This is a genomic window from Micromonospora sp. DT53, assembly GCF_049841535.1.
Taxonomy (GTDB): domain Bacteria; phylum Actinomycetota; class Actinomycetes; order Mycobacteriales; family Micromonosporaceae; genus Micromonospora.
Genome location: NZ_JBNCKM010000001.1, coordinates 697,681 through 710,001 on the forward strand (window position 1 = coordinate 697,681; position 12,321 = coordinate 710,001).

Consider the following 12,321-nt stretch of genomic DNA (forward strand, 5'->3'; position numbering starts at 1 on the left):
CCCGCCGCATCTGTTGGCGGACACGTCGGTCCCGTAGGGTGCCCGAGTGCCACTGCTCCTGCTGGACCTGGACAACACCCTGCTGGATCGGGCCGGGCCGTTCCACCGCTGGGGTGAGCGCTTCCTGGACAGCATCGGCGCGCCCCATACCGACATCGACTGGCTCGTCTCGATCGACGCCGACGGTCTGACCGACCGCTGGGACCTTGCCGACGCCATCCGGGACCGCTACGAGCTGCGCATTCCCTCGATCGACCTGGTGGAGGAGCTGCACGACGGCGTGGTGGCGCAGACCCGGCTCGACCCGCTGACCGCCTGCGCGCTCCGCATCGCCGACGACGCCGGCTGGGTGCCGGTGGTGGTCTGCAACGGCACCGTACGCCTCGAGGACGCCAAGATCCGCCGGACCGGGCTGGACCAGTACGTCGCCGACTGGGTGATCTCCGAGGAGGCCGGCGTCAGCAAGCCCAACCCGAGAATCTTCGCGCTCGCCGCCCAGCGGGTCCGGATGCCGCTGCGTGGGGCGTGGGTGATCGGCGACAGCCCGGAGGCGGACATCGGTGGCGCGGCGGCCGTCGGGCTGCCCAGCGTCTGGCTGCACCGCGGGCGCACCTGGTCGGACGTCCGGTTCGCGCCGAGCCACACGGTGGACGGGTTGATCGCCGCGGTCGCCACCGTCCTGGCTCGCTGAGGGTTCCCGCGCTGGCGGTCGCGTTCAGGCGACGGCTCGGTAATTCGGTTGACCGGCCGCCGTGGTGGTACGAGCATTGTCCGCGCATGGTGCATCCCGGGCGTGTGCCCGGTTGAGGAGAGGAGGTCGGCCATGGCCGTCTTCGCAGGTCGCTTCCAGCCGCCTAACTCAGCCTCGACCAAGGGAACCTCACCACAGTGCGCGATCATGACCTTCCGGCGCTGGAGCGCCGGAGCCGCGGCAAGAGCCGCTTCGACGACGACGAACCACAGTTTCTGAAACGCGGGCGGCCCACCGAGCCGCTCGCGAACCCGGACAGCGAGCCCGACCCGGACACCGGCGAGCGCTGGTCGTCCTGGGACGACGCCGTGCACGGGCCACGGCCCCACCCGGCCTGGCTGGTCACCGAGTTGGCCGCCAAGGACACCGAACTCGGTGTGCTGAAGACCGGCAAGGAGGCGGACGTCCACCTGGTCCGTCGGGCGGTGCCCGACACCGACCGGTCCTGCCTGCTCGCGGTGAAGCGCTACCGCGATCCCGAGCACCGGCTGTTCCACCGCGATGCCGGCTACCTGGAGGGCCGTCGGGTGCGCCGGTCCCGGGAGAACCGGGCGATGGCCGGCCGGACGGCGTTCGGCCGGCAGATGATCGCCGGCCAGTGGGCCGCGGCCGAGTTCGCCGCGCTGAGCCGGCTCTGGGAGATCGGCGCCGGGCACGACCGGATCGCCGTGCCGTACCCGGTGCAGGTGCGGGGCACCGAGCTGATGCTGGAGTTCGTCGGTGACGCCGAGTCGGGAGAGGCGGCGCCCCGACTGGCCCAGCTGCGACCCGACCCGGCCGAGCTGCGTGACCTGTGGGCCCAGCTGGTGGAGGCGCTGCGGGTGCTGGCCCGGGCCGGCTACGCGCACGGCGACCTGTCGCCGTACAACCTGCTCGTGCACCGGGGTCGGCTGGTCGTGATCGACCTGCCGCAGGTGGTCGACGTGGTGGCGAACCCGCAGGGGCCGGAGTTCCTGGCCCGCGACGTGCGGGTGGTCGGCGCCTGGTTCGCGGCTCGTGGTCTCCCCGCCGAGCAGGTCGATCCCGGCGTGTTGACCGGAGAGCTGCTGCGCGAGGCGGGCCTCCGCTGATCGGAGCGGGTCGGGCGGCCACACCGCCCGACCCGCCGCGTCGGCTATTGCAGGTAGCGCTCCACCTCGGGCTTGGGGCGTTCGCCCTGGGCGTCCGGGTCGCCGTGGGTCTCCCGGGCCGCCCGTCGGCGGCGCAGCAGGTCCCAACACTGGTCGAGGGACTCCTCCAGGGCGCGCAGTCGCTCGCTGGCATCGCCCTCGGTGCCCGACTCGTGGGCCTGGGCGTCGGCACGCAGCTTGTGTTCCTCGTCGACCAGCTCGGAGATCCGGTTCAGGATGGTCTTGTCGTCCATGCCACAGAGCCTGGCACAGGGTGCCGGGCATCGCCCGGATTCGGGGGTACCGGTGCGTCAGGGGTCACCGACCCGCACCGGGCCAGCTCCGACGCGCCCGTCTGGCGCCGATGCCGTGGCCGGGTCGGCGGCACGCGGCCGCTCCGCCCGTCACGCTGGCTCGTCGGCCCGCCCGGCGTGGTGCCGCCTGACCATCCATTGAGGATTCTCGCTGAGCCGGACATCGACGTGCGTACCTTTGCTTAGACGGAAATTGCGCTGCCCGCAAGTCTGTAAGTGCCCCTCGTTTGGTGAGATGCTTCCGTCGGCCCAGAAGGTGAAAGTTTCATCAGCCTGCCCGACCGAAGTGGACCGCTGCGGTCGCCGGGACGACGAGGAGAAGTGGTTCGATGTCGCAGGTGTTCGAGGCGCGCCCCGCCACCGTCAGCACCGAACCCCGGACGATCCCGTTACGACGCGCTCTGCCCGCACTGGTCCGTGATCCGCTGGGCGCGCTCGTCGACTTCGCGCAGGCCGCCGACGGCGAGGTCATCCGGCTGAACCTCGGCTCGTTCCGCCCCTATCTGGTCAGCCATCCTGAGCACCTGCAACGCGTCCTGCGGGACAACGTTGCCAACTACACCCGGGACGGCGACGGGTTGCTCTGGCGACCCGTTCGTCGGATCGTCGGTGACGCCATCCTGGTCGCCGAGGGTGAGGTCTGGGAGTCCAGCCGAGGCGCGCTGCAACCGTTGTTCACCGCCAAACGGGCCGAGACGCTCGTCGACAAGATGGCCGAGGCGATAAACGAGGCGGTCGACGAGTGGCTCGAACCGGCCCGCGCCGGTCGCCCCATCGACGGCGGCGCCGAGCTGACCCGGATCGTCCTGCGCACGACCATGCGGGTGCTCTTCGCCGACCGGATCTCGGTCCCCGACGCGCTGCGGATCAGCGCCGCGCTCGACACCGTCACCACCGCGATGCTCCCGCGACTGCTGATGCCCGCCGTGCCGTACGCGGTGCCGATGCCCGGCGACAGGCGTTTCCGCGAGGCGGTGCGCACCATCGACGAGGTGGTGCTGCCGATCATCCGGGAGGCTCGGGCCCGCCCCACCGACGGCGAGGACATCATCTCCACCCTCTGCCGACCGCGCGCCGACGGCAGCGAACCCGACGAGTACGCGATCCGCGGCGACGTGGTCGCGATGTTCTCCACCGCCACCGAGACCACCATCGCCCTGCTCTCCTGGCTCTGGCCGGTGCTGGCGTCCCGGCCCGACGTGGCCGAGCGGATGACCGACGAGATCGAGCGGGTGGTCGGCGCCGAACGGGTCGGCCGCGAGCACCTGCCCCAGCTGCGCTACGGCCGGATGGTGCTCGACGAGATGCTGCGGCTCTACCCGGCCGGCTGGATGATCCCGCGCACCGCCGTCGGCGACGACGTGCTGGGTGGGGTGCGGATCAAGGCCGGCGGCACCGTGCTGGTCAGCCCGTACGTCACCCAGCGGATGTCGACGTTCTGGGACGACCCGGCGCTGTTCGACCCGGAGCGGTTCGCACCGGAGCTGCCCCGGCGGCGTTACCGCTACTCGTACTTCCCGTTCGGCGGAGGCCCGCACCAGTGCCTCGGGCAGTACCTGTTCCTGCTGGAGGCCCAGCTCATCGTCAGCACCGTGCTGAGCCGCTACCGCTTCCGGCTCCGCGAACCGGTCGACCTCACCCCTCGGATGGGCGCCTCGCTGCAACCCAAGCAACGGGCCGAGCTCATCCTCAGCCCGGTCGAGCGCGCGGCCGCATCGTGACGGAGACCCCGCGACCGGCACGGGCCGGTCAGGACGCTATCGCCGAGCAGGGCCGGGTGTGCGCGCTCGCCGTGCGGGGCGTACGCGACCTGCAAGGCGTCACCGCCGCCCACCCCGAGCTGTTCGACGCCGCACCGTTCGACCCGGCGCTGCTCAGCTCGGTGGCCACCGCCATCGCCTTCACCGCGCCATGGCACACCGCCGCCGAGCTGCGGATCACCACCCGTACCCTGCTCTGGGTCTTTGCCGCGGACTGGCAGGTGGACTACCTCGCGCGGTCCGTCGACGACGTCCGGGAGGTGGTGACCGACTGCCTCGCGGTGGCCGACGGCGCGGCGCCGCCACCGGGGCGACACCTGGCACGACTGCTGGCCGACCTGCGCGACGAGCTGACCACCGTGCCGGCGTTCGCCCGGCTGCGCCCGATCTGGCGCGACGAACTGGCCCGGATGCTCGCCGCCGTGGCGCGGGAGTGGGACTGGAAGAACCTGCCGACCGACCCGACCACCGGGCGGCGCCTGCCCGACCTGGACCGCTACCTGGACAACGCCGACAACCTCGCCTGCTCCTTCGTCAACGTCACCCACTGGATCGCCACCGGCGACGACCGGACCCTCGCCCAGCTGACCGACCTGCTCGACGCCGGCCGTGGCGTGCAGCGCGTCCTGCGGCTGGTCAACGACCTGGCCACCCACGGTCGGGACGCCGAGTGGGGTGACCTGAACGCCCTTCTGCTGGTCGACGACCCGGCGCAGGTGCACGACCGGCTGGCCGAGCTGACCGCCCGGTCCCGGGGGGACCTGGCCGCCCTCGCCGAACGGTGTCCCCGCCAGGCGGACTACCTCAACCGGCAGATCTCCTTCACCGGCGGCTTCTACCAACTGTCGGACTTCTGGGGCGCACGCGATGAGTGACCGCGCCACCCGGCTGTTCGCCGACGCGCCGACCACCGCCGACCCGGTCGCCGACGCCGCCCGCGAACTGATCGCCGGTCTCGGCCTGCGGCCCTGGGGGCAGGTCGCCGCGTCGGTGTACGAGACCGGGCGTCTGGTCGCCGTCGCCCCCTGGCTGACCGGGCACGACCAGCGGATCGCGTTTTTGGTGCGCAGTCAGCGCCCGGACGGGGCGTGGGGCCCACCCGAGGGGTACGCCCTGGTGCCGACGCTGAGCGCCACCGACGCGCTGCTCGCCGCGCTTGTCGACGGCAGGGCCGGGATGGAACTGCTCGCCCCGGTGGCCCGTGGACTCGGCGCGCTCGTCGGCACGCTGCTGCGCGCCGACGCCCGGACCCTGCCGGACACTCCCGCGCTGGACCTCATCGTCCCGGCGCTTGTCGGCACGATCAACGACCGGCTCGCCGGGCTGGAGCCGGCGACCGCCGACCGACTGCCCCGCCCGCCGTTGCCGCTGCCCGCCGGCCTCAACCGGGACCGGCTGCGCGCGGTGCGGTCCGCGGTGGCCGCCGGAGCGGCGCTGCCACCGAAGCTGGCGCACTTCTACGAGATCCTGGACGCGGCACCCGCGAACGCCGGCCCCACGCTCACCGCGGTCGGCGCCTCGCCCGCCGCGACCGCGGCGTGGCTGACCACGGCCGGCCCGTCCGCCGGCCCCACCGCGTACGCCTTCCTGCGGGCGTTGATCCGCGACGAGGGCGGCCCGGTGCCCTGCCCGGCACCGATCACCGTCTTCGAGCGGGCCTGGGTGCTGAGCGGCCTGAGTCGGGCCGGCATCCCGATCAACCCGCCGAACTCCGTCGTGGAGACCCTGACCGCCGCCACCGCCGGCCAGGGCATCGCCACCGGTGAGGGCCTGCCGACCGACGCCGACACCACCTCGGTGTCGCTCGACGCGTTGGCCCGACTCGGTCGTCCGGCCGACCCGGCCAGCCTGTGGGCGTACGAGACCGCCGACGGCTTCTGCACCTGGCCGGGGGAGGGGGAGGACGGCTTCTCGGTCACCACGAACGCCCACGTGCTGGACGCCTTCGGTCAGCACCTGACCCGGCACCCGGCCGCGGACGCGCGCTATCACCGTGCGGTCGACCGGCTGAGCGTGGTGCTGCCCGGGCGCCAGCGCGCGGACGGCGCCTGGCAGGACCGCTGGCACGCCTCGCCGTACTACGCCACCGCCTGCTGCGTGCTGGCACTTGCCGAGTTCGGGCGTGGTGCGGCCGCCGCCGAGGCGGTGGATCGGGCGGCCGGCTGGGTCCTGAACAGCCAACGCGCGGACGGGTCGTGGGGGCGGTGGGACGGCACCGCTGAGGAGACCGCGTACGCCCTCCAGGTGTTGCTGACGGTGCCGACGACGGTGCCACGGGTCGACGACGCCGTGGCTCGTGGGCACGCCTACCTGCACGAATCCGCCGCCGGGGAACACCCTCCACTGTGGTACGGCAAGGAGCTGTACTGTCCGACCGTGATCGTTCGCGCCGCCGTGCTCGCCGCCTGCCGGCTGGTCGGCGATCGGGCCTCCGGCGTGGACCGATCGGTGATGGATTGCGGCTACCGGTCAACAAAAACAACAACTTGAGGGGTTGTGTGGACACTGCTAGCGTACGCACAGCCTCAGCCCCGGATGCCCCGCTGCGGTGGGACGTCGCCCCCTCTGATCACCCGTTGATGAGCTGAGTCAACGCCCGGCCTGGGACGGTTCAATGCGTTCTCGCGGTACGAGTATCCGCACCAAGATTGTCGCCCTGCTGCTCTCCCTGGTCGCGCTGTGGATGTTCGCGGCCTGGGTGACCCTGCGGGACGGCTTCAACCTGCTCGGTGTCCAGCTGCTCAACAGTAAGGTCTACACGCCGAGCGAGCCGCTGTTGCAGGAGCTCCAGGTGGAGCGGCGGTTGACCCAGGCGTACCTGAGCAACCCCGACGCCGCGCAGCGGACGGCTCTCGAGGCCGAGCAGCGCAAGGCCGCGGACCTGGCTGGCGACTTCGCTGACTCGGTGCGCAACTGGCAGGTCGACATCGCCGGCAGCTCCGCACTGGACACCCAGCTCGGCATGACGATCGCCCAGGTCAACGCGCTGGAGCAGACCCGCGCCGAGGTGCTGGACCGCAAGATCGACCGGATCACCGCCGCCGAGGCGTACACCAGCGCGATTGAGTCGATCTTTCAGATCTACGACGTGACGGGCAGTCTGGACGACAAGCAGATCGCCGCCGAAGCGGCGGCCCTGATCCAGCTGAACCGGACGAAGGAACTGATCTCCCAAGAGGACGCGCTGCTCAGCGGCCTCTTCGGCAACGGTCGGATGAGCGGTGCCGAGTACGCCCGCTACGTCGCGCTAGTCGGTTCCGAGCGGTTCCTCGGCGAGGAGACCCGGGTCCGCCTCGCCGACGCCGACCAGCGCCGTTACCAACGGCTCGTCGAGGGTGAGGCGTTCACCCGACTGCGCGCCGTGCAGGACAGCATCATCCGTGAGGGCCGGCCGTCGACCCAGCTGCCGATCGGCGCCGAGCAGTGGCGGGGCACCGTCGAGCCGGCGCTGGCCGAGGTGAACGACGCCGTGACCGCGGGCGGCGAGGGCATCGTGGGTCGGGCCACCGGCGTGGCCGTGATGGTCGTCGTCCGACTGGTGCTCGCCACCGGTCTGGGCCTGCTCGCCGTCATCGCCTCCGTCGTCATCTCGATCACCACCGCGCGGAACCTGCTGCGCCAGCTGGACCGGCTGCGGGAGGCCGCCTGGCAGCTCGCCGACGAGCGGCTGCCCCGAGTGGTGGAGCGCCTCGGGCGCGGCGAGGAGGTCGACGTGGCCACCGAAGCGCCCCCGCTGGAGTTCGGCACCGACGAGATCGGCCAGGTCGGCAAGGCGTTCAACGCCGTGCAGGAGACCGCCCTACGGACCGCCGTCGAGCAGGCCGACCTGCGTCGCAACGTCCGCGAGGTCTTCCTGAGCCTGGCCCGACGGACGCAGGCGCTCGTGCACCGCCAGCTCACCCTGCTCGACTCGATGGAGCGCCGCGAACACGACGCGGAGGAGCTGGAGGACCTGTTCCGGGTCGACCACCTGGCCACCCGGATGCGGCGCAACGCGGAAAACCTGATCGTGCTCTCCGGCTCCACCCCCGGTCGGGCCTGGCGGCGCAACATCCCCATGGTCGACGTGGTGCGCGGTGCCGTGGCCGAGGTGGAGGACTACACCCGGGTCAACGTGTTGCCGCTCGGGCCGGTCTCCCTCGCCGGCCGCGCGGTCGGCGACATCATCCACCTGCTGGCCGAGCTGATCGAGAACGGCCTGTCGTTCTCCCCGCCACACACGACGGTCGAGGTCCGCGGTCAGCTGGTCTCCAACGGGTTCGCCATCGAGATCGAGGACCGGGGCCTCGGCATGAGCGAGGAGGACCTGGCCGCGGCGAACCACCGGATCGTCGACCAGTCCGAGCTGAACCTCGCCAACGCCGCCCGCCTCGGGCTCTACGTGGTGAGCCGGCTGACCGAACGACACGGCGTGCGGGTACGGCTCAAGGAGTCCGCGTACGGCGGCACCACAGCTGTCGTGCTGATTCCGCTGGAGCTGGTCACCGAGGCCGACGCCTCCCCGGAGGACTCGGGCTCGTTCCGGGCCGGTTCGGCCATCCCGATGCCGTCGACGCCCGCCGCGGACACCGGCCGCCCGGCGTCCCTCGCGCCGGTCGCGCTCGCCGCACCGCCGACCACCACCACGCCTGACGTGCAGGTGACGTCGGAGGTGCCCATGTCGACCGACACCACCACCCCGACGACGGACGAGGAGGCCGAGGCGGACACCGTGCTACCCACCCGACAGCGGACCACCCCGGCATCCGGCACACCCGACCTGCCCACCCGCGCCCGGCGGAGCCCAGGTCAGCCAGCCCTGGAAGCCCCGACCGTGCCCACCGGCCTGCCCGCCGTCGAACGCACCCGCCCGGAGGCCCGCGACGCGGAGCCGGTCGCGGCCGGCGACGGTGGTCCGGTGCCCGCCCGCGCCGAGGCGGAGCGGACCGACTCCGGCCTGCCCGTCCGGGTCCGACAGGCGAACATCGTTCCCGAGTTGCGAGACGACCCGGCGATGTCGGAGACCGACGACGAGGATGTGGTGCGTCCACCGGAGCAGGTTCGCCGGATGATGAGTTCCTACCAGACCGGCACCCGCCGTGGGCGGACCGACGCGGCTCGGCTGCTCGGCGGCGCCTCCGGCACCCCGGCGGCGACGCCGTCCGAGCCGACCGACGAGGATCCACAAGCGACCTGACCGAGCACCGACGACGCGGGTTTCCGCGCGGTGTGACGGTCAAGCCCCAGACGAACACGGCGCACAGCCGGGCGAGAAGAGGACGACGAAGTGACCCAGAAGACGGCTTCGAGCGCCGACCTGACGTGGTTGCTGGATGACCTGGTGGGCCGGGTGAAGCAGGCCGAACACGCGGTCGCGCTCTCCACCGACGGCCTCATGATGGCCTCCTCCCAGGGGTTGAGCCGGGACGACGGCGAGCACCTGGCAGCGATGGCGGCCGGCATCCAGAGCCTCGCCCGGGGCGCCGGCAAGCGTTTCGGTGGCGGCCAGGTGCAGCAGACCATCATCGAGATGCAGTCGTCGTTCCTGTTCGTCACAGCGGCCGGCCGCAACGCCTGCCTGGCAGTGCTGGCCACCGAGGACGCCGATGTCGGCCTGATCGCCTACGAGATGGCAATGCTTGTCACCCGGGTCGGCAAGTACGTCGCGTCGCCGTCACGCGGCGCCGATCAGCAGGTCGGCGAGAGGTAGCGGCGATGACGGTCCAGGGGGAGTCCGCAGACCATCAGTGGGTGGACGACCATGCGGGTCCGGTGGTGCGTCCGTACGCGGTGACGCGCGGTCGGGCCCGCCCGGTCACCGGCACATTCGATCTGATCTCCCTGGTCACGGCCACCCGAGCCGAGGTCACGCCCGAGGTCGGTCTCGGTCCCGAGCACTTGGCGATCGTCGGGCTGTGTCAGCGCATACAGTCCGTCGCCGAGATCGCCGCCCATCTCGACCTGCCGGTGGGCACCATCCGGGTGCTTCTCGGTGATCTGGCAGCCCGCAGCCTGGTGCAGGTCCGCGAGCCGCAGACCACGGCCGGTCTTCCCGACAACAGCATCTTCGAGGCGGTAATCAATGGACTACGGGCACTCTGACCGGCCGGCGGGAGCGACGCCACTGCCCACCGCGATCAAGATCCTGGTTGCGGGCGGCTTCGGCGTGGGCAAGACGACAATGGTTGGCGCGGTCAGCGAAACCCGGCCGTTGCGCACCGAGGAGGTGCTGACGGAGTCGGGGGTCGGCATCGACGACCTGTCCGGGGTGGAGGGCAAGACCACCACCACGGTGGCCATGGACTTCGGCCGGATCACCATCAGCGACGACCTGGTGCTGTACCTGTTCGGTACGCCGGGGCAGGACCGGTTCTGGTTCGTCTGGGACGAGCTGGCGTTGGGTGCGATCGGCGCCGTGGTGCTGGCCGACACCCGCCGGCTCGCCGACTGCTTCCCCTCGATCGACTATTTCGAGGGTCGGGGCACGCCCTTCGTGGTGGCGGTCAACTGCTTCCAGGACGCCCGGAAGTACCGGCTCGACGAGGTGCAGGCCGCGCTGAACCTGGACCCGGGTGTGCCGGTGCTGCTCTGCGACGCCCGGCAACGCGAGTCCAGCAAGGAGGTGCTCGTCACGCTGATGGAGCACGCCATGAAGACCCGCGAGGCCCGCCGCCGCGCCGCCAGCGGAGACTGACACAAGTTTTTCGGGGGAGGGTGTCCGGAACGCCCTCGGCCGATCGTCATGCTGGCGAAACCCCGAGAAACCAGGGAGCGACCAGATGAAGTACATGATGTTCGTGTGCAGCGACACCGAGCCCGACACCGACCCCACCGAACTGCCCGACGTCCACAAGTGGGTGGCGGAGAACGACTCCCAGGGCCGCCGCCTGACCGGCAACGTGCTGGGCTCGACGAGCGCGGCCACCACCGTGCGTGTTCGCGACGGTGAGCTGCTCGTCTCCGAGGGGCCGTTCGCGGAGACCGCCGAGGTGATCGTGGGCTTCGACCTGCTCGACTGCGCCGACCTGGACGAGGCGATCGAGGTGGCCCGCACCCACCCGATGGCCCGCCAGGGGCGACTGGAACTCCGCCCGTTCGCGGACCTGTCCGACTGACGCGGTTGTCCATCTCGCAGCGCCGGCCGATGCGCACCCAGGCACCGGCCGGCGCGGTGGCGGCGGAGGCCGTCGCCGCCGCCGGCGTCGAGGCGTACCCCCGGATCGTCGCGACCCTGATCCGGGTGACCGGGGACTGGGCGTTGGCCGAGGACTGCGCCCAGGAGTCGTTGGCCGTCGCCCTGGAGCGCTGGCCCGCCGACGGTGTGCCGGCCAACCCGGGCGGCTGGCTCATGACGGTGGCCCGCAACCGGGCGATCGACGTGCTGCGCCGGGCCACCGTGGAGCGACGCAAGCTGCACGACCTGGCGCTGCTCACACCGGACGGCACGTCGCCCGAGCCGGAGGTGGGGCAGGACGTGGTGGACGACCGTCTGCGGCTCATCTTCACCTGCTGCCACCCGGCGCTCGCGTTCGAGGCCCGGGTGGCCTTGACGTTGCGAACGGTCTGCGGTGTGCCGACCGCCGACATCGCCCGCCTCCTGCTGGTCAGCGAGTCGACGATGACCCGCCGCCTGACCCGGACGCGCACCCGCATCGCGCAGGCCGGCATCCCGTACCGGGTGCCCAGCGGGCCGGCGCTCACCGAGCGGCTACCCGGCGTCCTCGCCGTGCTGTACCTGCTGTTCACCCGGGGCTACGTCGCCGACGGCGAGCCGGCCTTCGCCGACGAGGCGGTCCGGCTGGCCCGGCTGCTCGACCGACTGATGCCCGAGCAGTCCGAGGTCGCCGCGCTGCTGGCGCTGTTGCTGTTCCAACACTCCCGTGCCGACGCCCGCCGCGACGCCGCCGGCACCCTGCTCACCCTGCAACGACAGGACCGCGACCGGTGGGACCGCGCCGCCATCGCCGAGGGCCTGGCCGCCCTCGATCGGGTACGCCACGACGGGCCGTACGCCTGGCAGGCCCGGATCGCCGCCTGCCACGCCACCGCAGCCTCCGCCGACGACACCGACTGGCCGACGATCGCGCGGGCCTACGACGCGCTGGCCGACCTGCGCCCCTCGCCGGTGATCGCGCTCAACTGTGCGGTGGCGCACGGCTACGCCTACGGGCCGGCCGCCGGGTTGGCCCTGCTCGACGCGGCGCGTGCCGGAGGCGGGCTGGACGGCTACCCGCTCAGCGTGGCGGTGGAGGCCGATCTGGTGGCCCGGCAGGGAGACCGCCTGCGCGCCGCCGGCCTGTTCCGGGAGGCGGCGGCAGCGGTCGGCTCGACCGCCGAACGCCGTGCGCTGCTCGACCGGGCCGACGAACTCGACCGGGCCGACGAACTCGACCGGTAGGACAGTGGGG

At 72.1% G+C, this 12,321-nt stretch carries 12 protein-coding genes; 11 read left to right on the top strand and 1 reads right to left on the bottom strand.

The features are described from left to right. Positions 1-46 precede the first annotated feature (46 nt). On the top strand, positions 47-691 hold the full coding sequence (locus tag ACLQ3B_RS03395; RefSeq protein ID WP_425777226.1) for an HAD family hydrolase: 645 nt from the start codon (positions 47-49) through the stop codon (positions 689-691). Between the two features lie 197 nt (positions 692-888). Next, on the top strand, positions 889-1,821 hold the full coding sequence (locus ACLQ3B_RS03400) for a serine protein kinase RIO (protein WP_425777228.1): 933 nt from the start codon (positions 889-891) through the stop codon (positions 1,819-1,821). A gap of 44 nt (positions 1,822-1,865) precedes the next feature. Here ACLQ3B_RS03400 and ACLQ3B_RS03405 read toward each other — a convergent pair whose 3' ends face one another. Then, a complete protein-coding gene (locus tag ACLQ3B_RS03405) occupies positions 1,866-2,114 on the bottom strand; it encodes a DUF2630 family protein (RefSeq protein ID WP_124821979.1) in 249 nt (82 codons plus the stop codon). A gap of 443 nt (positions 2,115-2,557) precedes the next feature. On the opposite strand from ACLQ3B_RS03405, the gene ACLQ3B_RS03410 reads away from it, so the two are divergent. From ACLQ3B_RS03410 to ACLQ3B_RS03450, 9 genes are all read left to right on the top strand, one after another. Beyond that, the gene (locus ACLQ3B_RS03410; RefSeq protein ID WP_425778023.1) at positions 2,558-3,895 is read left to right on the top strand and encodes a cytochrome P450; all 1,338 of its coding nucleotides are present in this window, start codon (positions 2,558-2,560) and stop codon (positions 3,893-3,895) included. Then, complete coding sequence (locus tag ACLQ3B_RS03415) at positions 3,892-4,809, top strand: terpene synthase family protein (RefSeq protein WP_425777230.1); 918 nt, start codon at positions 3,892-3,894, stop codon at positions 4,807-4,809. Before ACLQ3B_RS03410 ends, ACLQ3B_RS03415 begins: the two co-directional genes overlap by 4 nt. Next, positions 4,802-6,424: a prenyltransferase gene (locus tag ACLQ3B_RS03420; RefSeq protein WP_425777232.1), complete on the top strand. Its 1,623-nt coding sequence runs from the start codon at positions 4,802-4,804 to the stop codon at positions 6,422-6,424. Before ACLQ3B_RS03415 ends, ACLQ3B_RS03420 begins: the two co-directional genes overlap by 8 nt. A 124-nt stretch (positions 6,425-6,548) precedes the next feature. Continuing rightward, complete coding sequence (locus ACLQ3B_RS03425; protein WP_425777234.1) at positions 6,549-9,110, top strand: nitrate- and nitrite sensing domain-containing protein; 2,562 nt, start codon at positions 6,549-6,551, stop codon at positions 9,108-9,110. Positions 9,111-9,200: 90 nt separating this feature from the next. Next, entirely contained in the window at positions 9,201-9,623 is a 423-nt protein-coding gene (locus ACLQ3B_RS03430) for a roadblock/LC7 domain-containing protein (RefSeq protein ID WP_425777236.1), read from the top strand. 5 nt (positions 9,624-9,628) lie between these two features. Continuing rightward, positions 9,629-10,015, top strand: a complete 387-nt coding sequence (locus ACLQ3B_RS03435; protein ID WP_030337267.1) for a DUF742 domain-containing protein — start codon at positions 9,629-9,631, stop codon at positions 10,013-10,015. After that, positions 9,996-10,607 (top strand): GTP-binding protein, encoded by a 612-nt coding sequence (locus tag ACLQ3B_RS03440; RefSeq protein ID WP_196924375.1) that lies wholly within the window; start codon positions 9,996-9,998, stop codon positions 10,605-10,607. The genes ACLQ3B_RS03435 and ACLQ3B_RS03440 overlap by 20 nt, the downstream gene beginning before the upstream one ends. 85 nt (positions 10,608-10,692) lie before the next feature. Further along, complete coding sequence (locus ACLQ3B_RS03445; protein WP_425777238.1) at positions 10,693-11,028, top strand: YciI family protein; 336 nt, start codon at positions 10,693-10,695, stop codon at positions 11,026-11,028. A gap of 29 nt (positions 11,029-11,057) precedes the next feature. Continuing rightward, the gene (locus tag ACLQ3B_RS03450) at positions 11,058-12,311 is read left to right on the top strand and encodes an RNA polymerase sigma factor (protein WP_425777240.1); all 1,254 of its coding nucleotides are present in this window, start codon (positions 11,058-11,060) and stop codon (positions 12,309-12,311) included. Positions 12,312-12,321 lie beyond the last annotated feature (10 nt).

Coding starts and splice junctions, on each gene's coding strand:
- ACLQ3B_RS03405 (WP_124821979.1), bottom strand. CDS start 2,114: ATGGACGACAAGACCATCCTGAACCGGATCTCCGAGCTGGTCGACGAG.
- ACLQ3B_RS03450 (WP_425777240.1), top strand. CDS start 11,058: ATGCGCACCCAGGCACCGGCCGGCGCGGTGGCGGCGGAGGCCGTCGCC.
- ACLQ3B_RS03445 (WP_425777238.1), top strand. CDS start 10,693: ATGAAGTACATGATGTTCGTGTGCAGCGACACCGAGCCCGACACCGAC.
- ACLQ3B_RS03435 (WP_030337267.1), top strand. CDS start 9,629: ATGACGGTCCAGGGGGAGTCCGCAGACCATCAGTGGGTGGACGACCAT.
- ACLQ3B_RS03440 (WP_196924375.1), top strand. CDS start 9,996: ATGGACTACGGGCACTCTGACCGGCCGGCGGGAGCGACGCCACTGCCC.
- ACLQ3B_RS03425 (WP_425777234.1), top strand. CDS start 6,549: ATGCGTTCTCGCGGTACGAGTATCCGCACCAAGATTGTCGCCCTGCTG.
- ACLQ3B_RS03420 (WP_425777232.1), top strand. CDS start 4,802: ATGAGTGACCGCGCCACCCGGCTGTTCGCCGACGCGCCGACCACCGCC.